General features: G+C 61.1%; 22 protein-coding genes. 1 reads left to right on the top strand and 21 read right to left on the bottom strand.

The genetic code is table 11. The annotated features are described in order from the left end of the window. Positions 1–9 precede the first annotated feature (9 nt). From PD282_RS10620 to PD282_RS10605, 4 genes are all read right to left on the bottom strand, one after another. Complete coding sequence (locus tag PD282_RS10620) at positions 10–516, bottom strand: hypothetical protein (protein WP_274650656.1); 507 nt, start codon at positions 514–516, stop codon at positions 10–12. A 32-nt stretch (positions 517–548) separates the two neighbouring features. After that, complete coding sequence (locus PD282_RS10615; RefSeq protein WP_274650655.1) at positions 549–1,547, bottom strand: aldo/keto reductase; 999 nt, start codon at positions 1,545–1,547, stop codon at positions 549–551. Positions 1,548–1,655: 108 nt separating this feature from the next. Further along, positions 1,656–1,850 (bottom strand): DUF896 domain-containing protein, encoded by a 195-nt coding sequence (locus PD282_RS10610; protein ID WP_274650654.1) that lies wholly within the window; start codon positions 1,848–1,850, stop codon positions 1,656–1,658. Between the two features lie 222 nt (positions 1,851–2,072). After that, on the bottom strand, positions 2,073–2,474 hold the full coding sequence (locus PD282_RS10605) for a LysM peptidoglycan-binding domain-containing protein (RefSeq protein WP_274650653.1): 402 nt from the start codon (positions 2,472–2,474) through the stop codon (positions 2,073–2,075). A 192-nt stretch (positions 2,475–2,666) separates the two neighbouring features. On the opposite strand from PD282_RS10605, the gene lexA reads away from it, so the two are divergent. Further along, a complete protein-coding gene (gene lexA, locus PD282_RS10600) occupies positions 2,667–3,287 on the top strand; it encodes a transcriptional repressor LexA (protein WP_274650652.1) in 621 nt (206 codons plus the stop codon). A gap of 140 nt (positions 3,288–3,427) precedes the next feature. Here lexA and PD282_RS10595 read toward each other — a convergent pair whose 3' ends face one another. The 17 genes from PD282_RS10595 to PD282_RS10515 form a co-directional block, all read right to left on the bottom strand. Further along, complete coding sequence (locus tag PD282_RS10595) at positions 3,428–4,003, bottom strand: hypothetical protein (protein WP_274650651.1); 576 nt, start codon at positions 4,001–4,003, stop codon at positions 3,428–3,430. 138 nt (positions 4,004–4,141) lie between these two features. Continuing rightward, complete coding sequence (glnA, locus tag PD282_RS10590) at positions 4,142–5,470, bottom strand: type I glutamate--ammonia ligase (RefSeq protein WP_274650650.1); 1,329 nt, start codon at positions 5,468–5,470, stop codon at positions 4,142–4,144. Positions 5,471–5,499: 29 nt separating this feature from the next. After that, positions 5,500–5,910 (bottom strand): MerR family transcriptional regulator, encoded by a 411-nt coding sequence (locus PD282_RS10585; protein WP_274650649.1) that lies wholly within the window; start codon positions 5,908–5,910, stop codon positions 5,500–5,502. 62 nt (positions 5,911–5,972) lie between these two features. Next, positions 5,973–7,253, bottom strand: a complete 1,281-nt coding sequence (locus tag PD282_RS10580) for a methionine gamma-lyase family protein (RefSeq protein ID WP_274650648.1) — start codon at positions 7,251–7,253, stop codon at positions 5,973–5,975. Between the two features lie 37 nt (positions 7,254–7,290). Further along, on the bottom strand, positions 7,291–8,583 hold the full coding sequence (hflX, locus tag PD282_RS10575) for a GTPase HflX (RefSeq protein ID WP_274650647.1): 1,293 nt from the start codon (positions 8,581–8,583) through the stop codon (positions 7,291–7,293). 39 nt (positions 8,584–8,622) lie between these two features. Further along, positions 8,623–9,606: an AAA family ATPase gene (locus PD282_RS10570; RefSeq protein WP_274650646.1), complete on the bottom strand. Its 984-nt coding sequence runs from the start codon at positions 9,604–9,606 to the stop codon at positions 8,623–8,625. 147 nt (positions 9,607–9,753) lie between these two features. After that, positions 9,754–10,536 (bottom strand): YdcF family protein, encoded by a 783-nt coding sequence (locus PD282_RS10565; RefSeq protein WP_274650645.1) that lies wholly within the window; start codon positions 10,534–10,536, stop codon positions 9,754–9,756. Further along, a complete protein-coding gene (locus tag PD282_RS10560) occupies positions 10,533–11,090 on the bottom strand; it encodes a ribonuclease FAU-1 family protein (protein WP_274650644.1) in 558 nt (185 codons plus the stop codon). Before PD282_RS10560 ends, PD282_RS10565 begins: the two co-directional genes overlap by 4 nt. 355 nt (positions 11,091–11,445) lie before the next feature. Next, a complete protein-coding gene (locus tag PD282_RS10555) occupies positions 11,446–14,193 on the bottom strand; it encodes a penicillin-binding protein 1A (RefSeq protein WP_274650643.1) in 2,748 nt (915 codons plus the stop codon). A gap of 240 nt (positions 14,194–14,433) precedes the next feature. Continuing rightward, positions 14,434–14,676 (bottom strand): RNA chaperone Hfq, encoded by a 243-nt coding sequence (gene hfq, locus PD282_RS10550; RefSeq protein WP_274650642.1) that lies wholly within the window; start codon positions 14,674–14,676, stop codon positions 14,434–14,436. An 18-nt stretch (positions 14,677–14,694) separates the two neighbouring features. Further along, entirely contained in the window at positions 14,695–15,681 is a 987-nt protein-coding gene (gene miaA / locus PD282_RS10545) for a tRNA (adenosine(37)-N6)-dimethylallyltransferase MiaA (RefSeq protein ID WP_274650641.1), read from the bottom strand. Continuing rightward, entirely contained in the window at positions 15,678–16,448 is a 771-nt protein-coding gene (locus tag PD282_RS10540; protein WP_274650640.1) for a class I SAM-dependent methyltransferase, read from the bottom strand. Before PD282_RS10540 ends, miaA begins: the two co-directional genes overlap by 4 nt. Continuing rightward, entirely contained in the window at positions 16,445–18,535 is a 2,091-nt protein-coding gene (mutL, locus tag PD282_RS10535) for a DNA mismatch repair endonuclease MutL (protein WP_274650639.1), read from the bottom strand. Before mutL ends, PD282_RS10540 begins: the two co-directional genes overlap by 4 nt. A 43-nt stretch (positions 18,536–18,578) precedes the next feature. Next, on the bottom strand, positions 18,579–21,485 hold the full coding sequence (gene mutS, locus PD282_RS10530; protein ID WP_274650638.1) for a DNA mismatch repair protein MutS: 2,907 nt from the start codon (positions 21,483–21,485) through the stop codon (positions 18,579–18,581). Between the two features lie 87 nt (positions 21,486–21,572). Continuing rightward, positions 21,573–23,075, bottom strand: a complete 1,503-nt coding sequence (locus tag PD282_RS10525; protein ID WP_274650637.1) for a putative amidoligase domain-containing protein — start codon at positions 23,073–23,075, stop codon at positions 21,573–21,575. Between the two features lie 246 nt (positions 23,076–23,321). Continuing rightward, positions 23,322–23,882, bottom strand: coding sequence for an outer spore coat protein CotE (locus tag PD282_RS10520; protein WP_274650636.1), 561 nt, complete (start codon positions 23,880–23,882; stop codon positions 23,322–23,324). 427 nt (positions 23,883–24,309) lie between these two features. Next, on the bottom strand, positions 24,310–25,092 hold the full coding sequence (locus tag PD282_RS10515; RefSeq protein WP_274655151.1) for an ABC transporter permease: 783 nt from the start codon (positions 25,090–25,092) through the stop codon (positions 24,310–24,312). Positions 25,093–25,107 lie beyond the last annotated feature (15 nt).

Raw genomic sequence — 25,107 nt, 5'->3', positions numbered from 1 at the left:
CACTCCATATCATTTCTCTTCGAAAGGGATGCGGTGAACTGCGGCGAACGTGCGCAGTCGTTCCGTCATCGCTTCCGTCGGGTACCGGTTGATCAGCTTGGAGAACACCCAGTTCCCGCCTTTGTTCTGGCCGACGATGACATACCCCTTCTGGGCTGTTATCGATTTGATGTTGTCCTGGTAAACCGTCCGGTCTCCGCCGAAGCGGCGCGTCCGAAGAAAATCCTTGCCGACCGTCAGGTAGGGGCGCCTAAGAAATAACAGGCCCGCCAGCACGAGGTAACAAGCGATCGTAAACCAGAACATCTGGTTCATCTGGCTGCCAATGTAAAGGATGACGTACAAAATCGCAAACAGGACCAGTAACGCAGGCAGCAACAGGCTGCGTCCTTTGTACGTATCGGAAGGATCGGACGCGCCTTGGCCGAATTGGATCGGCGACTGGCCCATCTTCTTGCGCCGCACGTTAATTTGTTTTTGGTTTTTCTGAACCTTGCGTTCCCAGGAACGAGACACGTATGCTCCCCCTCAAACTGCTTTAAGCTTCTTTACCACTGACGTTCGATCGGGCGCTCGAATTTCGCGATGAACCGTTTCGGATATTCCGAAGGAAGCGCGCTGACGGCGTCAAGCTTGTCCCACGTTTCCTGCGGCATTTTCCAGCCGGCCGCCCCGATGTTGTCCTCATACTGCTCCAGCGTGCTCGCGCCGAATATCGGCGACGTAATGCCTTTGCGGTGGATCAGCCAATTGAGCGCGACCTGGGCGGGCGTTTTCCCCAGCTCCTTCGCCGCGGCAAGCACCGCATCCAGCACCTCGAAATTATGCTCGTTCGCGCGCAGCGCCCACGAGCTTTCGCCCGTCTTCGCGGTCAGGCGCCCGGAGACCGGCTCCTCCCGGGTGTAGCGTCCGGTCAAAAATCCGCCGCCAATCGGCGCCCACGGAATAACGCCGACGTTCTCCTCGAGGCAAAGCGGCATCATTTCGCGGTCCATTTCGCGGCTGACCAGGCTGTACTGCGGCTGGAGCGAAACGAAGCGTACATAGCGGTTGGCATCGCTGACGGCAAGCGATTTCATCAGCTGCCAGGAATAAAAATTCGAGCAGCCGATATAGCGGACTTTGCCGGCCGTGACGAGATCGTCCAGCGCGCGCAGCGTTTCTTCGATCGGCGTTGCATGATCCCAGACGTGAACCTGATAAAGATCGATATAATCCGTATCGAGCCGTTTTAAACTGGCTTCGACACAATCCATAATATGCTTGCGCGATACGCCGACCCCGTTCGGATGATCCGCGGTGGCGAAGCGCACCTTCGTCGCGAGCACGACCTGCGAGCGGCGGTCCTTGATCGCCTTGCCGACGATTTCCTCCGACCGTCCCGCAACGTACACGTTTGCCGTATCGAGAAAATTGCCGCCCCGGTCGAGGAAACGGTGAACCATCTCGATCGAATCGCTCTCACTGGTCGTATTTCCGAACGACATCGTACCCAGGCAAAGCTCCGAAACGGCAAGTCCGCTTCGTCCAAGCAGCCGATATTCCATCTTCTCTTCTCCTCCTTCTCATGAAAAACCGCCGGCCGTCCGGAGGGACTTCGAAGTCCCTCTGCGGTTTGCCGGATGATAAAATGAGATGCTGCCGAAGCCGCGGCGTCAGTGCTTGATCGTGGAGTCTCCATCCTCGTCCTCGGCCCATTTGATCGCATCGAGCTGATTGCGGAAATTCCGTCTGAAATTGTCCAAATATTTACGGCGCAGCTCGCCTTGTTCGGCAGCTTCCTCGGCCGTCAAACCGACCGTTTTCTGCTTGCGCGACAGCTCGTTGATCCGATCGATCAGCTTTCCCATTTCCCATCGCTCCTTTCTGGCCAGCAAGCGAACATTCCGTCTTTTACTTTGACATTTTTATTCTACCATTGTCAAGAAGGCTTCACTACACGCGAAACGCCCGCATGCCGCGATTGAGAGACAAAAATCGCCCGTCACCGTGAAGCCGGACAGGCTCAGGCGAGGGCGATTCATAAACATGCAGCCAAACCGGAATGCGATGGCGTGTACCGGGACCGGAAATCAATCCGCGGGAACGATTAACGTCTGCCCTGCGCGAATGACGCTTGACCGCAAATTGTTCCGTTCCTTCAGCTCGTAAACGATTTGCCTGACGTCTTCGCCTTCATGCCGGAGCGTGCCGGCAATCGACCACAGCGTATCGCCCGCTCCGACGACAATGACCCTCTCCTGCGCCGTCGGCGCGGCAGGCCGTTCGCCGCTCGCATCCGTGCGCATGAGCGTCAAGCCTGAAAACAATAAAATAACGAGCAGCCCCGCGATGGCAAACTTCATCATAAGCCGCTCCACGCTTCTTACGTTTGCCTTCGGCGCTCCGTCCAGCCTCCGCTGCACTTCCCGTGTGCCGTTCGCAGCCGCACGCTTGCCCTGCGTATTCGAATACGTTGAAATAGTCGTCATCATTCCGCAACACCCCAAACGTTTGTTCTGTTATTTGTTAAACCAACAATAACACGAACGCATGTTTGGAGTCAATACCATTTTAGAACGTCTGTTCGCAGGCTGATGCGAACCTTTGTTTTCTCGAACTTATGTTTGTACGAACTCCGGTTCTGTGTTATAATTTGACACAAATGAACCATTGGAGTGATTCAGGTGTCGAAACTTTCCAACCGCCAGCAGGCGATACTCGAATTTATTAAAACCGAGGTCCGGGAGAAAGGTTACCCGCCTTCCGTCCGGGAAATCGGCGAAGCGGTCGGCCTTGCTTCCAGCTCCACCGTACACGGGCATCTGGATCGTCTGGAGAAGAAAGGGCTGATCCGCCGCGACCCGACGAAGCCGCGGGCGATTGAAATACTGGATTCGGACGAGTCGGAGCTCGCTTTCCCGCTGACCGTCGCCAAGGTGCCCGTCGTCGGGAAAGTAACGGCCGGCCTTCCGATTACGGCCACCGAGAACATCGAGGATTATTTTCCGCTTCCGGCGAGCAAGGTCGGAGACGACAACCTTTTTATTCTGAACGTCATTGGCGAAAGCATGATCGAAGCGGGCATATTGAACGGCGATTACGTTATCGTCCGCCAGCAGCAAACCGCCAACAACGGAGAAATCGTCGTCGCCATGACGGAGGACGACGAAGCAACGGTCAAAACCTTCTACAAAGAGAAGGATCATATCCGGCTGCAGCCGGAAAATCCGACGATGGAACCGATTCGTTTGCGGAACGTGACGATTTTGGGCAAAGTCGTCGGCCTGTTCCGCGATATTCACTAGCGCGAGGACAGCATGGCGAGGGGAAGAAAGAAACGCCTCGGCGCACGGATCGCTCGGAATCCACGTGAAAAAAAGGGAGCCTTGACACGATTCCAGTCGGAATCGCTTCAAGGCTCCCTTTTCTTGTTCTTCGGACGCCATCAGTCGGGAATATCGCGGTACAGCAGGTGGTCGTATTCATATTTGCCCGTTGTAAACCGAAACACAAGGCGGATGCCGGCGGCGTCGACATCCGCCGAACGGAGCGCCGCCGATCGGACATATAAGCGCACCAGCCGGGAAAGCGCCTCCCGCCGGCCTTCCCGAACCGATTTTGCGATTGCCGCTGCGTAACCCGGCGAACAAGACAGCGCTCTGTAAAACGGGAGCACGGCTGCGGCGATTTTCCGGTGGGCCGGAGCGGGAAACGCAAACCGGGCTTTACCGGGCGGAATCGACGTGCCGCATGAATACTGAAGCACCGGCGCCGGAAACGCAAAGTCGATAAAATAGCCGATTCCGTTTGTGGACAAACCGTCCAGCCGCGCCCGCGGAACGACGGATTTCAAAAGCCGCTGCATGCGGTCCGGGTCCAGACCCCGAACGGCAGCCGACCACCGGCAGGCAAACGTGCGGTCCGCAGCGATTTTCCGGTAAAACGGGACTAAATAAGCGGCCGTTCTCCGCAGAACCGCCGGGGGAAGCCGAAAGCCTGCCTGCTTGTTTGACTTGGCCATCTTACGAGCACCGCCTCCATCCTTTTGGTGCATCGTATGCCATGGAAAGACTCCCCGTGCGGAGCATAACACGCAGCCCGCCGTTACACAAAAAAACCCTTTGGCGCCAGGCGCCAAAGGGTTTTTCGTTGTTTCGCATTAATACAGCGTCAAATATTGATCGCGTTCCCACTGATGGACCTGCGTGCGGTACATATCCCACTCGATTTCCTTCAGCTCATAGAAATGCGCAAGCGCATGATCGCCAAGTGCATCGCACACCACTTCATCGCGCAGCAATTCGTCCAGCGCTTCCTTCAGGTCGACCGGAAGGCTTGGGATTCCTTCGTCGATCCGCTCTTCATCCGTCATGACGTAAATATTTCGGTCGATCGGCGTCGGCAGCTGCATTTTGTTGCGGATGCCGTCCAGACCGGCTTTCAGCATGACGGCCAGCGCAAGATACGGGTTTGCGGCCGGATCCGGGTTGCGCACCTCGATACGCGTGCTGAGCCCGCGCGAAGCCGGGATGCGGATCATCGGGCTGCGGTTGCTGGCCGACCAGGCGACGTAGCACGGCGCCTCATAGCCTGGCACCAGACGCTTGTACGAATTGATCGTCGGATTCGTAATGGCGGCGAAGCCGCGCGCGTGGCGCAGGACGCCGGCCATATATTGACGAGCCGTATGGCTGAGGCCGAGCTTGTCGTTTTCGTCGAAAAACGCGTTGTCGTTGCCGCGGAAAAGCGACTGGTGGCAGTGCATCCCCGACCCGTTCACGCCGAACAGCGGCTTCGGCATAAACGACGCATGCAGACCGTGCTGGCGGGCGACCGTCTTCACGACGAGCTTGAACGTCTGGATTTGATCCGCCGCTTTGACGGCATCCGCGTATTTAAAGTCGATCTCGTGCTGGCCGGGCGCAACTTCGTGGTGGGAGGCTTCGATTTCAAAGCCCATCTCCTCGAGCGTCAGCACGATCTCCCGGCGGCAATTCTCGCCGAGATCGGTCGGCGCGAGATCGAAATAACCGCCCTGATCGTTCAGCTCCGTCGTCGGCTCGCCTTTCTCGTCGGTTTTGAACAGGAAAAATTCCGGCTCGGGGCCGACGTTCATCGCGGTGAAGCCAAGCTCGTCCGCTTCCTTCAGCGCGCGCTTCAAAATACCCCGCGGATCGCCGGCAAACGGCGTGCCGTCCGGCATATAGATATCGCAAATCAGCCGGGCGACCCGGTCTTCCGTTACCCATGGGAATACAACCCATGTGCTCAGGTCCGGGTACAGGTACATGTCGGATTCTTCGATGCGGACGTAACCTTCAATGGAAGAACCGTCAAACATCATTTTGTTATCGAGCGCTTTCGGCAATTGGCTGACCGGGATTTCCACATTCTTGACCGTCCCGAGCAGATCGGTGAACTGCAGTCGGATAAACCGGACGTTCTGTTCCTGGGCGATGCGCATAATGTCATCTTTTGTATAGCTCACGGTATCATCTCCTTCGAAGGTGTAAGGTGTCATTTTCTGTTATAGAAACGGGACAGCTGGCCTTGAATAAGCGAGGCCTTGCCCGGTCTCTTCTCCAGAAGCTCCTGCTTCAGCAGACGGTGCAGCTGCGCGTCGGACAGCTCGCGCCGTTTCACTTCCGATTGCTCGCTCATAACGGTCGCTTCTTCCGATTCCTTCGAAACCGGATTCATGACCTGCTTAATTCCTGCGATATTTACGCCTTTCTCGATCAGCGACTTGATCTCGAGCAGCCTCTCCACATCGTTGAAGGAAAACAGCCGCTGATTGCCGGACGTTCGCGCCGGCACAATCAGCTCGTGCTGCTCGTAATAACGGATCTGCCGCGCGGTCAGGTCCGTCAGCTTCATGACGATGCCGATCGGGAAAAGCGCCATATTTCTGCGTATATCGTCACCCATGCAGCATCAACCTTCCAATATCGGATTGTATGCCCCTATTGTACCCCGCTGCCAAAAACATGTCAAGTTATGTAAGGTTTAATCACAATCAGCTCTCGCTCCGCAAGCGCTTGCAGTGCGTTCAGGACGCCGAATTTGGCATGGGCATATGTAAGCCCTCCCTGCATATAAGCGATATAGGGCTCGCGGACCGGCGCGTCCGCCGACAGCTCGAGGCTGCCGCCCTGCATGAACGTGCCCGCTGCCATAATAACGGGATGCTCGTAGCCCGGCATCGCCCAAGGCTCCGGCACGACGTGGGCGTCGACCGCCGCCGCCCGCTGCACACCCTGAACGAACGCGATCAGCTGCTCGCTGCACGTAAACCGGACCGCCTGGATCAAATCGGTGCGCACCTCGTCCCGGCTCGGTTTCGTCTCGAAGCCGAGACGCTCGAACATCGCCGCGGCAAAAACGCTTCCTTTCAGTGCTTGTCCGACCAGATGCGGGGCCAGAAACAGCCCCTGGTACATGGCGCGCAGCGTCCCCAGCGTCGCCCCGACCTCGCCGCCGATGCCCGGCGCGGTCAGCCGGAAAGCGGCCAGCTCCACCGCTTCCTTCGTTCCGGCGACATAGCCGCCGGTCGGCGCGAGACCGCCGCCGGGGTTTTTGATCAGCGAGCCGGCGATGAGGTCGGCTCCGGCCTCCGTCGGCTCGAGCCGTTCCGTAAATTCTCCGTAGCAGTTGTCGACGAACACGAGCACGTCAGGCCGGATCGCTTTCACCCGCCGCACCATTTCCCCGATTTCGTCCACCGTAAACGATGAGCGCCAGTCATAGCCGCGCGAACGCTGAATGCCGACGACTTTCGTCCGCCCGTTCATCCGGGCGGCGACGCCGTCCCAGTCGACGCCCCCGTCCTCGCGAAGCGGAACCTCGGCATAACCGATGCCGAAATCCTGCAGCGAGCCTGTTCCGTCCCCGGGCTTGCCGATCACCTTATGAAGCGTATCGTACGGACGTCCCGTGATGTACAGCAGCTCATCCCCCGGGCGCAGCAGGCCAAACAGAGCGCAGCAGATCGTATGCGTCCCCGAGACGAAATGCGGACGCACAAGCGCCGCCTCGGCGCCGAATACGTCGGCGAAGACGAGATCGAGCACCTCGCGTCCGGAATCGTTATAGCCGTAGCCCGTCGATCCGCTAAAATGAAAATCGCTTACCTTATGGCGCTGGAATGCGCGGATCACCTTCCACTGATTGTGTTCCGCCGTTTTATCGAGCTCCCGGAACGAACCGAGCACCTCTTCCTCTGCCGCCTCCGCCCACTGCAGAAGCGTATTCCAATGGCTTTGCTGTTCCACTCGCGTTGTCCCCTCTTACCTTCTCGTCAATCGCAAACTATCGCGGCTCGATATAGGCTTCCAGCCTGTAGCCGTGCACCTCGAAATCCTGCTTGTTCAGCTGCACCGTCATGCGCAGCGTATCCCCTTCGATCTCCTGTCCGACGACTTCGCCGGTCCTGTAAGCGAGCGCAATGAGATCGCCCCGCTCCGCCGGAAAAACGAACGTGCGCGTATCGCCCGTCAGCTTGTCCTGAATCGCCTGCCTCAGCCGCAGCAGATCGTCCGCGGAGAACGCGCTGAGCGCCATCGAATCCGGTCCGGCAGCCGGAAGCAGCCCGAGCGCCGGCCCGCCGCTCAAGTCGATTTTATTGAAAAGGGTCAGCTGCGGCTTCCCTGAAGCGCCGAGATCGCCTAAAATCTCCTCGACGACCGAAATTTGCTCATCGCGCATCGGAGACGAGCTGTCCACGACGTGAAGAATGAGGTCCGCCTCGTTCACCTCTTCCAGCGTCGCGCGGAAAGCTGCGATCAGATCGTGCGGCAGATTTTGAATGAAGCCGACCGTGTCGGTCAGAATCACTTCCTTGCCGCTCGGCAGCTCGAGCGTCCGCGAGGTCGGATCGAGCGTGGCGAACAGCTGGTTTTCGACGTACACGTCGGCTTTCGTCAGCTCGCGCAGCAGCGTCGACTTGCCGGCGTTCGTATAGCCGACGAGCGCGACCTGCTGCACGCCCGATTTTTTTCGCCGTTCGCGGTGCAGATTGCGGTGCCGGACGACCTCGTCCAGCAGCGCCTTCAAATCGGAAATCCGGCGTCTAATATGGCGCCGGTCCATCTCCAGCTTCGATTCGCCCGGACCGCGCGTCCCGATTCCGCCGCCGAGGCGCGACAAATTTTTGCCGTGTCCGGACAGCCGCGGAAGCAGATAGCTGAGCTGCGCCAGCTCGACCTGGATAATGCCTTCGCGCGTCTTGGCGCGCTGGGCGAATATATCGAGGATCAGCTGCGTGCGGTCGATGATTTTCAAGTCGAGCGTCTGTTCCAAATTGCGTACTTGGGCGCCGGACAGTTCTTGGTCGAATATTGCGGTCGTTGCGCCGAGCTCCTCCGCCAGCGCCCGGACCTCGCCCGCTTTGCCTTTGCCGATAAACCATTTCGAGTCGGGCGATTCCTTATGCTGCGTCAGGCTGGTCAGCACCTCGACGCCGGCCGTTTCGGCCAAACGGACCAGCTCCTGCAGCGAATGCTCGGGATCGGCGGACCCTCTTCGAATATCGGGCGTTACCAGGCTGACCAAAATGGCGCGGTCCCGCAGCCCGTCCTCCGTATCGTATGTTGTCGGTCGCATCCGGCTTGTGGTTGCCCCTTTCCATGTCCAAAATAGCCTTTATTTCGTCTCCCACCGCAAATCCTCCGGCCGGATCGACATCAGTTCCTGCTTGCCCGGCGAGCCCGAAGGGTATTGCTGCAGCAGCCGCACCGCCTGATGGCGGAACGCCTTCTCGATGATGTTGCGGACGTACCGCGCGTTGCTGAAGGCGTACAGCGAGGCCGTTTTCTCCTGCAGCAAATGCTGGCGGAGTTTGAATAGCGCCTGCGGCATCAGCGTATAATCGCGTTCTTTGGCCATCAGCTCGGAAATCTGGATCAGCTGATCGATCGAATAGTCCGGAAAATCGATTTGAATCGGAAACCGCGAAGGCAGGCCCGGATTGGTCATCAAAAAATGCTCGATTTCGAGCGGATAACCGGCCAAAATGAGGACGAACTGGTTGCGGTAATCCTCCATTGCTTTCACAAGCGTATCGATCGCTTCCTTGCCGAAATCCTTCTCGCCTCCGCGCGCGAGGCTGTACGCCTCGTCGACAAACAAAACGCCGCCCAGCGCCTTGCGCACCAGATCGCGCGTCTTCTGCGCGGTGTGGCCGATATACTCGCCGACCAGATCGGCACGCTCGACTTCGATCAGATGACCTTTGGACAGTACGCCCATCTTGTTGAACAGCTTCGCCACGATGCGGGCGATCGTCGTTTTGCCCGTACCGGGGTTACCCCGGAAAATCATATGATAGACGTGCGAGCCGCCGGATAATCCGGCTTCCGTTCGCATGCGTCCGATTTGCAGCAGTGCGTAAATTTCATAGACGAGCAGCTTGACGTTTTCCAAGCCGACCATCGGATCGAGCTCGCGCTGAATATCGAGATAAGGATCGTTTGCCGGCAGCTGCCTGACGGCGGCAGGCTCGCTCTCCAGCGTCTGCGCGGCGGCGCTCGCCGGGGCGGCCGATTCGCTGCTTCGAAGCACTACGTTGATCTGCCGCGAAGGTCTTGCGCCGCCGGATTGCCCGGAATTCACGACTCGTTCGTTCATCTGCTCCATCACCTGTCCTTCGCATCCGCATCATTTGGCGCGCACATGCAGCCGGCTGCCAGACGAGCCGGCCGCGGAGCGCATACCGCTTGCTCCATTGTATTCCTGCGGAGCCGGTCATATTAACAGATTTGCGGCAAAGGAGCGTCAAAAGAAGGCATCGGGCGTTTGAAGCCCGAACCGGAGCAGGACGGAGTCCAGCTTCCATTTCGTAAAAGCCAGCACCTCGCGCAGCTGCTGCTGCGCTAGCGGCAGCACCTTCGACTTGTAGCCGAGGACGGCGGTATCCGGCTTGTAATGCAGGTAACGGGCGATTTCGGCGGCGCGCGGCGCGTGATAATCGTGCGTCACGATGACCACGCTTGTCCAGCCGTGCTTCGCGATCAGCGGCTGGCTGAATTTCAGGTTCTCATAGGTACTCCGGGCATCGTTCTCCAGCACCAGCCTGCCCTTCGGGATTCCCTTCTTCAGCAAATAATCGCGCATGCCTTCCGCTTCGGTCAGGCGGGAGCCGTTATGATCGAGACCGCCGGTCAGCAGCAAATAGCCGACGTTTCCCTGCTTGTACAGCTCGGCGGCATGGTCAAGCCTCTCCTGCAGCCCCGGGCTCGGCACGTCGTTCCAGAGCGCCGCCCCCAGCACGATCGCCGCATCCGCCTTCGGAATCGGCTTCGGCAGCTCGTAGCCGGCGATCACCCACAGCAAATAGGCACACCAGAACGCGCCGAGCGAGACAAGGACGGCGGCGGTCCGCAGCAAAGCCGCGGCCGGCCGGAATCGGCGCTTCTTCCGCCGCTTGCCTCTCGCTTTCGGTTTGGCTCCGCCCGGCGCTTTCGGCTTCACACCGCCAGGCGCTTTCGGCCTGCCGCCGCCTGGCGCGTCCGACTTCCCGCCGCTGCGAGCTTTCGGCTTTGCGGGAGCGGCACTCACGACTCGCTGACCTCGCCGCTTTGGGCGGCAAGCGTCTTGCGATGCTTCAGGCTGAGCGTAAAATAACGGAACCGGCCGCTCTTGATCGAGGACATCAAACGGCCCGCCGTCTTCTTCGCCAGCGCCGCGTCCTTGCTGCTGAGCGTCCCCTGCCGCACAGCATCCTCGAGCTCGTCTTCGTCGAGCAGGAACACTTCGCCGCTCGGCAGCACGACCACGTCCAGGTACAAATCGTCAAACCACGGCACCTGCTGGTCGGTCAGCCCCTGCGTTTTGCAAATATCGATGTACCACTGGACGACACGGTTCTTGTCATCAAACATCGTGGTCACGACGAAATGCTCACCGCGCGGAAAATGCTGCATCCACAAATAGCCGCGGTCGGCCAGACACAGCCGGCGTCCGTTATATTCCTTCCAAAGCGGTTCCCGCAATTCATGGATCCGGTACAGCGTCACGAGCCCTTTGAACTCATCGCCGTCCATCGCCAGACAGGTGTAGCTTCTGCGCAAGATGCGCCGCCAATTGGCACGGTCAGAAAATTTTCGCTTCATACGGAACGACCTTTCCGTTAGGATCGAAACTAACTGATCAACAAGGGATTGTATCCAAAACTTTACCACAACTTAACGGTGATCTCCACTCGGGGGCAAAATTCGAAGCGATCGCAAGCCGGTATGCGTAAAATCCGGCGGCTCTCCCGCAGGGCGAAACGGCAAAAATGGCAGAAAGGAGAGCTTTGGCCGCTCTCCCCTCTTCTTTGTATAGCATATGAAAGACGCTTGCATTTCTTGCACGTCATGTTCGATTCTTTTTGCTCCGCCGGTCCAAGACGAGGCCGGCACGGCACTCGCCGGAAGCCGGCCGGGCTATACCGGCTGCGCGGCACATTTCGTGCGGCGAAGCCTGCTAGCCGCCCGTGCCGAACGTAATGCCCCCGGCTCCTCCAGTTCCGGGCCCGTTCGTCGTTCCGGATCCGCCGGTCCCGCTTGTGCCGGAGCTGAAGCCGTTTCCGGTGCCGGTGCTGCCGTTCGGCGCACCGCCTCCGTTCTGCGGTACGGAACCGTCATTCGGCGTCCCGCCGTTCTGACCGGGAGGCGGCGGGGAACCGCCGTCTCCGCTTCCGCCGGCGGAACCGCCGCCGCCGTCCCCGCCGGGCTGCCCGGTTCCGTCGCCGGGCTGGCCGCCCTGGCCGCCGTTATCGCCCGGCGGCTGGCCGTCCCCGCCCGGGAACAGACCGCCGCCATCCGGCTGCTGTCCGTCTCCGCCCGGCTGCTGCCCGTCTCCGTTCGGCAGTTGGCCGCCATCGCCGGGGACGCCGGATCCGTCGCCCGGCACGCCGGTTCCGTCACCGGGGACTCCGGTTCCATCGCCAGGCGGCGGCGGATTCAGCTGCTCCGCCGGAATCGTCAGACCGGCATGCTGCGAAGACGCGCTTTCGACATCGTCCTGGGCGTCGTAAGCCGTGACGTAGTATTCGTACGTCATCCCCGGCGCTACGCTCATATCGTCGACGCCGGTCGCAGAGAGCGCATCGAGCACTCTCGTGAACTCCGTCTCGCCGGCTTCCTTGCGGTACACGCGGTACGTCAGGTTGTTGAAATTGCCCTCCGGCGGCGTCCACGACAGCTTGACGGCTTTGCTGGCTTCGTCGTAGACGGCGGAGAAATCCGTTACGGCCGGAATCGGCTGTTTGTCCTGGACGCCGGCCGGTTTCTTGAAGCTTTCGACCGGCATCCCCTTCATCGCTTCTTCCATCACCTTGCCCCACATCGCGGCCGACTGGGAGCTGCTTTTCTTCAGCAAATGCTGCTTATCCGTCTTGTCGTAGCCCATCCAAACGACCGCCGTCCATTCCGGCGTAAATCCGGAAAACCAGGCATCGCGGTTATAGCTCGAGTGAAAGTTCGGGATGCCGTGCTGCGTCGTCCCCGTCTTGCCGGCGACCGGCCGGTCGATTCTCGCCTGCGTGCCGGTGCCGCCTTTTTCGACCACGCCCTGCATAATGTCGGTCATATACCAGGCCGTGGACGGCTTCATCAGCTGCTTAGGAGCCGGCGGATCGTATTGATAAACCGATCGGCCCTGACTGTCCGTAATTTTCACGATGCTGTGCGGGTCTACCGACTTGCCGCCGTTGGCAAATGCGCTGTAAGCCGTCACCATTTGGAGCGGGGTGACGCCTTGGGTCAGGCCGCCCAGCGCGATCGCGAGATTGCGGTCGTTCTTTTTATCCAGCTTGAAGCCGAGCCGGTCGGCGAAATCGAGCCCTTTTGTGATGCCGATCTGATTCAGCAGCCATACCGCCGAAGCGTTGCGCGATTCCTTGATCGACTGGCGGATCGTGATCGGGCCGAGATATTTGTTCGCATTGGAATCGCTCGGACAATAGCTGCCGTAACAGGTTTTCGTATCCTGCACGATCGACCACGGGTACCAGTCGCCCGTATCGATGGCCGGGCCGTAGACGGTTACCGGCTTGAAGCCGGAGCCCGGCTGGCGCGGCACCAGCACGCGGTCGAGCCCTTTCTTCTGGTAGTCCCGTCCGCCGACGAGCGCCTGGATATTGCCGTCGCGGTGATCGACGATAATCATAGCGCCCTGCACCTGCTGATTGTCCACGCTTTTCTCGAAATTTTTATCGTCGGCGAATTCCTTCTCCATCACCGACTGCGCCTTCGTATTCAGCGTCGTGTAGATTTTATAGCCGCCGGCGCGCAGCTGCTCCTCGCTGAGGCCGGTTCGCTCCTCGGCTTCGTTGACCGCAAAGTCGACGAACGAGGCGTACACCTGCGTATTCGGCTTCGAGAACATATCCGCGTCATAGACCTGCGCCTTCGCCTGCTCGTATTCCTGCTGCGTAATGTAGCCCTGATCGAGCATCAGCTTGAGCACGACCGCGCGCCGCTCCATCGATTTTTCCGGATTGTCGATCGGATTGTACGTGGACGGCGCCCTCGGAATGCCCGCGAGCGTGGCGATTTGCCACAGCTTCAACTGATCCAGCGACGTGTTGAAATATACCTTGGCGGCCGCTTTGACGCCGTATGCCCCCTTGCCGAAGTAAATCCGGTTCAGGTACATCGTCAAAATTTCGTCTTTCGAATAGCGGTTTTCCAGGGCGACGGCGATCGACGCCTCCGTCGCTTTGCGGAAGAGCGTTTTATCCTGCGACAAAAACAGGTTTTTGGCCAGCTGCTGCGTAATCGTACTGCCGCCTTCGGCGGCGCTTCGCGACACGACGTCCTTGACGAGCGCGCGCCCGATCGACCACAGGTCGATGCCGGAGTGCTCTTCGAAGCGCCGGTCCTCGGTAGCGATAAACGCCTCCTGCAGCTGCTTCGGAATGTCCTTGAACTCGACGTTCTCGCGGTTTTCCACAAACAGCTTCGTCACTTCTTTGCCGTTTGTGTCGTAAATGATGGACGTTTCGGGAAGCTCGAATTTGTTCGCGTTTTCGCTCAGAATGCGCTGCCCGTTCAAAATGACGAGCAAATAGCCGATAATGCCGCAAATGACGGCGACGGCGGCCGTGAAAAACAGCCAGACGGCCAGCTTTCGCACCGTAAAACGCTTTTTCCCCTTCTTGGTGTTCTTTTTTCGGTTCGTTTGCGCCCCTGGCGCGTTTTTGCTCTTGTTGCGCGGTCCATCAGCCATAGCCGATCCCCCTCCTAACCTGCCGCGGGAGCCAGGTCCCGTTTCTCTGTGCCCGAGATTCAACTAAACTCCGCCGGCCGTTTTGAAACAGCGCCCGATTAAGCGCCGGAACGAAAAAGCAACCCAGCTCGAAAGCGGGTTGCTGCTTCGCGCCGCTATTCAATTAACGAACCGCGCGCTGAAAAAGTTTCATCGCGCGGTCCGCTGCCAGTCCGTACTTGACGATGTCAGCGCTTTGGATCAGGCGTCGTGGGACGGTTCCTGCTGCATAAGCGAGACGTTTCGCTGCGGGGTAAACGTCGAAATGGCATGCTTGTACACCATTTGCTGACGACCTTCGCTGTCAATGACGATCGTAAAGTTGTCGAACGCTTTAATGACGCCGCGAATTTGGAACCCGTTCGTCAAATAGACCGTCACCGGAACGCTGTCTTTGCGCAATTGGTTCAGAAACGTATCCTGAATATTGATTGATTTGTTCATTGGTCGTTACCCCCATCGTTAAAAAGATTGGTTAGTAATATATTCAAGATCCACTCCAAACTTTCCTGCTATTATAGCATGAAACGAGCGCAAATTCTCGTGAATATTTTCGGAAGCCTCGACCCAGGCGATGTCTTCCATCCGCCGAAACCACGACAGCTGCCGCTTCGCGAACCGCCTCGTATTCCGCTTCAGCAGCTCGACCGCTTCCGCAAGCGGGATCCGGTCCCGGATGCAGAGCGCGATTTCTTTATAGCCGAGTCCCTGCATGGACACCGAGTCCGCCGGCACGCCAGCGTCCAACAGCCGCTTCACCTCGTCCACGAGCCCTTCGGCGATCATCGCGTCGACCCGCTCGTTAATGCGCTCGTACAGCTTGGCGCGTTCCATATTCAGGCCGACAATACATAATTCGTAAGGTGAAACGCGTTTCTGGCCGGCCAGCTGCTCCGACAAGGTGACGCCGGTTAAATGGCGGATTTCCAGCGCCCGGATAATGCGCCGCTGATCGTTCGGGTGCAGGCGCTCCGCCGTAGCGGGATCGACCTCGCGAAGCTTGGCGTGGAGCGCCTCCGTGCCGCATCGGAGCGCGTATTCGCGCAGCTCCGACCGGTACGCCTCGTCCGAGCCGCCTTCGGCGAAATCGTAGCCGTACGCGACCGATTCCACATACAGGCCCGTGCCCCCGACGATAAAAGGAAGTTTGCCGCGTGCGGTGATTTCGGCGATCAGTCCGGTGCACAGCCGCTGAAATTCCGCTGCCGAGAACGGATGGTCCGGCTCGCAAATATCGATCAAATGATGCGGAACGCCCTGCCGCTCCTCCGGACGGATTTTCGCCGTTCCGATGTCCATGCCGCGGTATACCTGCATCGAATCGCCGGAGATGATTTCCGCATTCCACGCTTTGGCGATGTCGAGGCTTATCCGCGTCTTCCCGGCGGCCGTCGGCCCGACGAGCACGAGCAGCCGGGGCTTGCCCGTTGTACCGAGTTCGGCGCTCATGGCGGTGTGATCACTCCATAGGCAATTTTGTTGGCGTGGCGGAGCCGGAAGCCGAGCCGTTCGAATTCGCCGCTCTCCCTATGCTCCTTCATGACGACCGAGCGCCGCGCGACCCGAACCGCGTGGCGGATCGTATCGGCGCTCAGCGCGCTGGGATTCGCAAGCGCCCGCAGCGGCTGCAGCGCGGCGGACTCGTGGATCGGCTGCCGGAACATCGGGTCGAAGTAGACGATATCGGCCGAGTTGTCCGGCAGGGCGGCCAAATATTCGCGGTGATCGGCAAGCCGGACATCGATACGGCGCAGCGCCTCGTTCACGTCATGATGGTCCGTGGCGTACGTCTTCAAACCTTCCCGTACGATCGTGTACAGCAGCTGCTCGCTTTCGAGCGCGGTGACGCGGCCTTCCGGTCCGGCGGCGTACGAAAAAACGATGGCGTCCGAGCCGAGGCCCGCCGTGCAGTCCAGCACCGTATCGCCTGGACGGCAGCCCGACAGCTCGACGAGCGGATCCCGCTCGCCTCTGCGCAGCCGTTTCACGCGGACGTATGCCATGCTCGGATGAAAATAAAACGGTTCGTCCGAGTCCTCATAATAACGCAGTCCGCGCTCGTCCGCAACAAGCAGCCTTGCATCGCCGTACAGCGTCTTGAGACCGCTCAGCGTCTCCCGCCGGCGCGGCACGTAACGGCCCCCCAGCTCGGCGGCCAACCCGTTGGCGTATTCAATGAGAGCCGGCGGGCATTGGCGCGGCGTGGTCACGATCATGACATCACCCGTTTAAACATTTTTTCCAATTGATAGGCGGTTATATGCACGACGATCGGCCGGCCGTGCGGACACGTATACGGCATGCGGCAGGCGGCGAGACGACGGAGCAGGCCCTCGCCCTCCTCGCGGGTCAGCCGGTCGTTCGCTTTGATCGACGCCTTGCAGGAGCACATAATCGCGGATTTCTCGCGAAGCTTGCCGACCTCGATCGCGCCGCGCTCCCCGAGCAGCCATTCGGCCATCTCTTCCACGATGGCCTGCTCCTCGCCTCGCGGAAACCATTCCGGACAGGCGCGGACGAGGAACGTATTCGTTCCGAACGGCTCGAGCTCGACGCCGACCGCCGCCAGCGCGCCGAGCTTCTCCGCGAGCGCCGCCGCTTCCGCCGGCGTAAATTCGAGCGTCAGCGGCACGAGCAGCGGCTGGCTGGCCGGCTCCGGCCGGCCAAATTTGTCCAAATAATATTCGTAATGGATCCGTTCGTGCGCCGCGTGCTGGTCGATCAAAAACAAGCCTTCCTCGTTCTGCGCCACGATGTAAGTTCCGTGAAGCTGGCCGATCCAGTACAGCTCGGGAAAAGCCGGGCGGTCTTCGCCCCCGGCGGACCGGGACGAAGAGACGTCCGGAGCCGGCGGCAGCTCTCCGGCGGCCGCGGGCGGTTCAGCCGCCGGAACGCGCTTATCCAGCTCCGGCATATCCCCAGGCGGCCGGTCATATACCGAAGCGGCGGGCCTAAAGCCGTAATCCAGGGCCGCCGCCGTTTCGTATACGGCGTCCGCGGTATCCGTGCCCTCCCGCTGAACAGGCGCATACAGCCGCTCCGCCGCGTCCCGCGGAATCGGGGTCCGGCCGCGTTCCTCGGGCGCATATCCGGCACCGCCGCCGCTTGCGGCCGGCCGGCCGGATACCGGCGTCCGCCGCGAACCGTCCGGCTGTCCGTCCCGCCAGCTTGCGGACGGGGACGGCGCTCCCAGCGGAGGGCGTCCGCCGCTGGCGTCTGCAGCCGGTCCGAACGAAGGCTCCGGCCGGTGGAACGAGATTTGCTCCTGCACGTAAACGGGCTTCGAGCGCTCCGGCGCCGGTCCCGGAATGTGGCGCTGCCTGCCCAATGCCTGGCCGAGCGCCGTTTCGATGAACTGCTTCAGCTCCCCTTCCTTGCTGAAGCGAACTTCCATTTTGGAGGGATGAACGTTGACGTCCACGAGTGACGGATGCATGCCAAGCTCCAGCACCGCCAGCGGATAACGGTTGATCGGCAGCAGCGTATGGTACGCCTGCAGCAGCGCCTGGTTGACGACAAAGCTGCGAATGTAGCGCCCGTTCACGACGACGGTAATGCCGCCCCGGCTGGCTCTCGTCAGCTCCGGCTTCGAGATGAAGCCCCGCAAATCGTAGTCCGGGTGCTCGCCCTCCACGGGCAGCATCGACTTCGCCGACGACGTGCCGTAGATCGCCGCGAACGCCTGCAGCCGGTCGCCGCCGCCGATAGTCCGCAGCAGCAGCCCCCCGTTATGCTTCAGCGTAAAAGCGATGCCCGGATGCGCCAGCGCAAGCCGGTTGACGTAATCGGCGATATGGCCGATTTCCGTTTGGATCGTCTTCATGTATTTCAGCCTTGCGGGCGTGTTATAAAACAAATCGCGCACGGAGATGTCGGTTCCCCTCGGCGCGCTCGTTTCCTCGTTTGACCGGACGGTTCCGCCCTCGATGACGAGCTTGCGCCCGAGGCCCGTCGTCTCCGCCGACGAGACGCATTCGACGCGCGAGACCGCCGCAATGCTGGGCAGCGCCTCGCCCCGGAAGCCGAGGCTCGCGATGCGGAACAAATCCTTGCCCGACGAAAGCTTGCTCGTCGCATGGCGGAAAAAAGCCGTTTCCATATCGCCCGCCTCGATCCCCGAGCCGTTGTCGGTAACCCGAACGAGCGCAAGACCGCCTTCCTCCACCGTGACGTCGACCGTCGTCGCGCCCGCGTCGATCGCGTTCTCGACCAGCTCCTTCACGACCGAAGCGGGCCGTTCGACAACCTCGCCCGCCGCGATCTGATTGGCCAGCTGCTCGTCCAGCACTTGAATTTTCCCCATTGGCGTCCGCCTCCTTTCCTTGCCGGCAGGCCGGCTTCCCGGCCTATTCGCCGAGCTTCAGCTTCATATCGTTCAGCCACTGCATGGCCTGCAGCGGCGTCAGATTGAACAGGTCGAGCTTCTTTAACTGCGCGGCCAGCTCTTCGGCCTTCGGATTATTTCTGCGCGTCCGGACCGGCTCCGGACCGGCGTCCGGGAAAATGGACAGCTGCACGACCTCGCCCGCTGCCGCCGCTTCATCGTGCAGAAGCGCAGCCGCATGCGCGTCGCTCCGGCCAGGAACGGCCGGCTGCGGGCCCGATGCCGTTTCCCTGTCCGGGCCGTCATCCCGCAGCGCGGCAATATATGCGGCGTCTCCGGCCGTCTCATTCACCGAAAGCGCGGCGCCTTCCGGCGTATTCCCGGACGCTGCCGCTCCGCCCGCGCCAGCGTCCGGCACGGCCGTTTCCGGCTCCGCACCCGGTTCGGTCCGCATCGATGCGGAGACGCGCTGCGGCGCAGGCCGGGCCGGCTCGTCCAAGGCCGCTCCGGCAGCCGCCTGCGACGCGCCCTCCGCCGTTGCAGCGGCCGCATGCGCTTCGAGCAGCGTATACGCCCGGCTAATAATCGACTCGGGCAGCCCCGCCAGCTGCGCGCAGTAAATGCCGTAGCTGCTGCCCGCCGCGCCCGGGACGAGCCTGCGCAGGAAGGTGACGCTGTTCGCCGTTTCCTGCACGGCCATGCAGGCGTTCGCGAGCGAAGGCAGCGATTGTTCCAGATGGGCAAGCTCGTGAAAATGCGTCGAAACGAGCGCCTTGCTGCCGATTTCATTATGAACGAACTCGATGACCGCCTGGGCGATCGCCATCCCTTCCCCGGTCGAGGTGCCGCGCCCCAGCTCGTCGATGATGACGAGGCTTTGCGCCGTCGCCTTCGCGGTCATCGTTTGGATATCCTTCATCTCCACCATAAACGTGCTCTGCCCGCCGATCAGGTCGTCGGCGGCGCCGATGCGGGTGAAAATCCGGTCGGTCAGCGGGATAACCGCGCTCTTCGCAGGCACGAAGCTGCCGATCTGCGCCATGATGCAGATGAGCGCGACCTGCCGCATGTACGTGCTTTTGCCGGCCATATTCGGCCCGGTAATGAGCATCATCGAAGGGCCGCCCTTGCGGAGCTCCGTCCCGTTGGCGATGAACGGAGTTCCCTCCATCACCGCCTCGACGACCGGATGACGCCCTTCCTCGATGATCAGATCGTAGCCTTCCGTCACTTCGGGCCGTACGTACCGCTGCTCGGCGGCGACCGCGGCGAGCGACTGGCGGACGTCCAGCTCCGCCACGATTCCGGCCAGCCGCTGCAGCCGGTTCAGCTGCGTGTTCAAATGGTCGCGGAGCTGAATGAACCGCTCGTATTCGAGGTCGACCGTTTTCTCCTCCGCTTCCAGGATAAGCCGCTCCTTCTCTTTCAGCTCAGGCGTCACGAACCGCTCCGCATTGGCAAGCGTCTGCTTGCGCTCGTAACGACCCTCCGGCAGCATCGCCAAATTCGCCTTGGACACCTCGAGGAAATAGCCGAACACTTTGTTGTAGCCGATTTTTAGCGATTTGATGCCCGTCGCCTCGCGCTCCCTGCGCTCGAGCTCGGCAAGCCACTTCTTTCCGCTCGCCCCGGCTTCCCGCAGCTCGTCCAAATAGGCGTCGTAGCCGGCGCGGATCAGCCCTCCTTCCCGGACCGAAACCGGAGGGTCGTCGACGATGACCGTGCCGATCATCGCCGCCAGATCGGAGCAGTCGTCGATGCCGTCCACCAGCGCGCGAAGCGTCTGCGAGCCGGAGCCGGCGCACAGGCCGGCAATGGCGGGCACGCGGTCCAGCGACGCTTTCAGCGCGTTCAGGTCGCGCCCGTTGGCGGTTCCATACGCGACGCGGCCGACGAGCCGCTCAAGGTCGTAAATGCCGCCCAGCTCGCGGCGCAGCTCGTCGCGCAGCATGAAATCGCGGTGCAGCTCGTCCACCGCTTCCAGCCGCGCGTCGATCGCCTCCTTCGAGAGCAGCGGTTTGTCGATCCAGCGCCGAAGCAGCCGGGCGCCCATCGAGGTGCGCGTACGGTCGAGCAGCCAAAGCAGCGACCCTTTCCTGCTCCGGTCGTGAACCGTTTCCGCGAGCTCCAGATTGCGGCGCGTAAACGGATCGAGCACCATGAACTGGTTCGGCTCGTAGCTGCGGATGCTGCGGACATGGGCGAGCGACCGCTTCTGCGTATCGTCCAAATAGCCGGTCAGCAGACTGACCGCCCGCAGCCGCGCAGGATCGAGCGCATCCAGCCTCGTCCCTTCGAACTGAAGCGCCAGCCGCGCTTCCTCCATCGGCTCGCGGTCCGTGAACAGCACGGGCCGGTTCCAGCCGGCCGCGGCCGGGCGCAGCCGCTCCAATAATGCCGCGTCGCCGACAATTTCCGCCGGCCTGTAGACGTTGATCTCGTCCGTCAGCAGGTCGAGCAGGGAGGAAAACGAGGTTGCGTACATCTCTCCCGTCGACAGATCGCACGCGGCGATGCCGTAAGCGCCGTCCGCTTCCGCCGCCGCGACGATAAAATTGTTCGCCGCCCCTTCGAGCGCTTTCGTCTCCATGACCGTGCCCGGCGTCACGACGCGCACGATTTCGCGGCGCACGACGCCTTTGGCCGCCGCCGGATCCTCGACCTGCTCGCAAATCGCTACTTTATAGCCTTTTTCGATCAACCTTGATATGTATCCTTCGGCCGAATGGTAGGGAACGCCGCACATCGGAATGCGCGCATCTCCGCCGCCCTCGCGGCCGGTCAGCGTAATTTCCAGCTCCCGCGACGCGTTGATTGCGTCGTCGAAAAACATTTCATAGAAGTCGCCGAGCCGAAAAAAAAGAAAAGCGTCCTTCGCTTCTTCCTTGACGGCCAGGTACTGCTGGATCATCGGGGTATATGAAGCCATGCCGCTCCTCCTGAATCGTTCGAAATAACAGCTGCCAGAGCTTCATTATAGCAGAAAAGCGCCCCCCGGTGGAGCGGACGCGCGGCTTCAGCCGTAAGGCGGAATACGCCATTTGATCCGCAGATCGGATGCGGCATCCCACGTTCGCCCGCGGCGGGCGGCTTCAAGCAGCGGCTCGATATGCCGGGCGAGCCCGCTGTAGGATGCGGTGCGCGCCATGCAGGCGGCGAGCGGCTCCAGGCATTCGCGCAGCGTCTCCCTGTCTCCGTCGTAATAGGCCGCGATATAACGCTCTTCCAGCGCCGGCACATAATCGAGCGCTTCGGTTTCCCGCGCGCACAGGAGCGCCAGCGCGAACGCCGCCTTGGCCGCGGCGGGCGACACGAGCCAGCTCGGCAGCGTCCGGTATTCGAAGCCGCCGTGCGGCTGCAGCCGGAAGTCGCCGAGCGAGCCGTAGCGCGGCCGCCGCCGGCGCTCCTCCGGCGACTCGACGAGCGCGAGCGGCATTGCGAGGAAGCTGTCGAGCTGCCGCAGCAGCCGCGATGTCATCGCGACGCCGCTGAGGTGAAGATGCCCGCCGAGCGCGAAGCCGCTGACGGGCATGCCGCCCGCCGCCCAGCGCAGACGCGGGTCCGGAATGCGCGAAGCCGCCTGGAGCAGCAGCACGCGCACGTTCGCGGCAAGCCCTTCCGGCGTCCGGGCGGGAGCCGGACGCAGCTCGGCCAGCGGATGCATCACCCGGCCGCCGATGAGCGCCGAATCGCTGCCGACGCCGCCGAGTCCGTCCAGAAACCGGGCGGCCGGCACGACTTTGCCCGCTTCGGTCAGGAGCAGAAATTCCGGGTCGGCGCCGATGCGGATCTCCCTGCTCGGCCCGCCGCCCTGCTCCCGCCCCGCGGTCAGCTCCCGGCCAAAGGCGCGCAGCGCCGTAAGCCAAGGGCCGTCCGTCAGCTCCCGGCCGTCCGGGACCCGCAGACCGAGCAGCTTCAGCCGTCCGCCGCGTTCCCGCGCAAGCTCGGCGGTGCCGTTTTCGAGCCCGGCCGCATACAGCGCCTTGGCCGCCAGCTTCGTCAGGCTGCGGCAGAGCGGCACAGCCGGATCGACCTCGCCGGCGGCATCCCCGCCGAGGCCGGACGACTGGCGCCACACGACCTCGATCGGCCGCAGGTGAAACAGCGAGACGGCATAGACCCGCTCCGAGCTCCAGCAGCCCGCCGCCTCCGGCGCCGGCAGCGGGCCTTCGCGCCGCTGCCCTCCCGAGCGCGAAGGACGCCGGCACGGCTTTCCGCCGGCGAACGCTCCCCGTCCTCCGTGCGCGAATGACGCCGACACGGCAACACCCGCCCGCGCCAGCCGCCGGCGCAGCTCGGCGCCGGGAAGCGCCGCGAAGGATGCCGCGCCCGCATTCAGAATCAGCGGCTGCCCGGCGCCGAAACCGGCCGGGGCTCCGCCCGGCGAAGCGGCCGGAAGCGGCCGCGTCCCCCACACGGCGACGGCGTCATCCTCGGCGGGCGCGCCGTCCTCCCACTCTGCGGCAAACTCCGGCCGCAAATCCGGCAGTCCGTCTCCCCACAACCATACGCTGCCCATGCCCAAGCCATCTCCGTTCCGCGAATAGTTTCCGGCTCAGCGAACGTGCCGCCGGCGTTATTTTTTCGCCCGTGATACAAGAAAGCGCGCCCCTGGCGGCGAAGCCGATTTTTCCTCCAGATCCGGTTTGAACAATCCATCGGAATTTCATGCAAATGAATAATAAAAAAAGAGGGCTCCCGCCCTCGAATCCTTCCCCTCCGCCGCATAGGATAAAGCATACGATTTCGCCGTAAACCTCCAGCTTTACAGCTCGTCGTCAAGCAGCTCCGGATCCAGATCTTCGTAATCGCCGCCTTCGTCTTCGCTGAACTCGAGCGCCTTGGACTCCCAATCGTCGCCGCCCGGCAGCACGGGAACGACGATTTTCGTCTCGGCGACCATTTCCACGGCAAACTCGCGCTCGACGCGAATGACGACGCCGGTGCCGCTTGACGATATGTTCGCTTCAATGCAGTTCGGCTCCTGCGTCGCCTCCGCCGTCACTTCTTCGGTCGTGGAGCGGTGCTTCGGGTCAACGTAGCCCAGCGGCACATGCTCGACGTAGGATAACGTTTCCTTTGCTACGTCGGTTTGCGAGTTTTTGTTGTAAGAATACCAAATGTTGATATCGTAAGTACCGATAACCTCGATGCCGTCGCCCGAACGCACCGCCTCGTATTGGTGGTTAATGATCCACGCACCGAGAATGCTCGTGGGTTGATGAGGCGGCGTAACGGTATGGGTTACTGTGGAAAACTTACGACCTTTGCCGCAGACAGCTTTCGTTATAATCTCTCTTCTCAGCTGTTTATCTGCATAAGCCATCGATCTAACCTCCTCCATACAATCATTCATTTAAAGTGTATGCAGGACATAGGCGTTTGTTGATAAAACTGAGAAGAACAAATAGATATTGCTCCGAAATGGCCGAAAACGCTCATTTTTTCGCTGATTCGTAAAGCTCGGCGAAGGTAGAATGGCATGAATCCGAGGGTTATGCGGCGGCGTTTGTTCCGTGGAAAATCATGCGCGCCTGCTGACGGCGGTCCGATCCCGGGCCGTCTTTTTTTTCGCTTCCGTCCGTTCATTACTATATATATGGTTCACCTTCCGGTTCAATGCCTCGTAAACCGCCAAAACGAAAAGCTTTACCGGAGAACCGCTTCCCGGGCCCGCGCTTGCCCCGGCTGCCGAAGCAAAAGGGACGGCCCGGCATGGTCCATGCCGGCTCCGTCCCCTTGGCGCGCGTGCGTCAGCTCCCGCCGCTCTTGCGCGATGCGCCCAGCAGCAGCTGCTCCAGATAGCCGACCAGCCGGTACATGACGGTAGCCACGACCGCGATCAGCACCAGGCTGGAGAGCACAAGCGTGAAATTGAACACTTGAAAGCCGTAAATCATCAGGTAGCCGAGCCCGCTTTTCGCCACCAGAAATTCGCCGACAATGACGCCGATCCAGGCCAGCCCGACGTTGACCTTGAGCGTCGAGACGATCGCCGGATAAGAGGCCGGAAGCACGACGAGCCGGAATACCTTCGCCTTCGAGCCGCCGAACAGGCGGACGACCTTGATGTAGTTCGGATCGACCTCGCGGAAGCTGCCGTATATGGTAAGCGTCGTAATAATGACCGTGATCGAAAGCGTCGTGGCGACGATCGACATGAAGCCGGGGCCGAGGCTGACGATGAACACCGGTCCGAGCGCAACCTTCGGCATGCTGTTCAGGACGACCAGATAAGGGTCGAGCACGCGGGACACGAAGGAAAAAAACCACAGCAGCGCCGCGAGCGCCGTGCCGAGCACCGTGCCCAGGATGAAGCCGACGATCGTTTCGCCGACCGTAACGCCCAAATGCGGAAACAGCGAACCGTCGGCAACCATCGAGGCGATCTGCGCCAGCAGCTTGCTCGGATAGCTGAACAGCAGCACGTCGATCCAGCCGTTGCGGCCCGCAGCCTCCCACAGCGCAAGAAACAGGACGAGCAGAAGCGTCTGGGTCAGCCTCACCGACCAGACCGTGCGCCTGGCCCGCCGCATGTAATCCGCGTGCAG

It is taken from the genome of Paenibacillus humicola, assembly GCF_028826105.1.
Classification (GTDB): Bacteria; Bacillota; Bacilli; order Paenibacillales; family Paenibacillaceae; genus Paenibacillus_Z; species Paenibacillus_Z humicola.
This window is presented reverse-complemented; position numbering and strand designations above follow the sequence as displayed.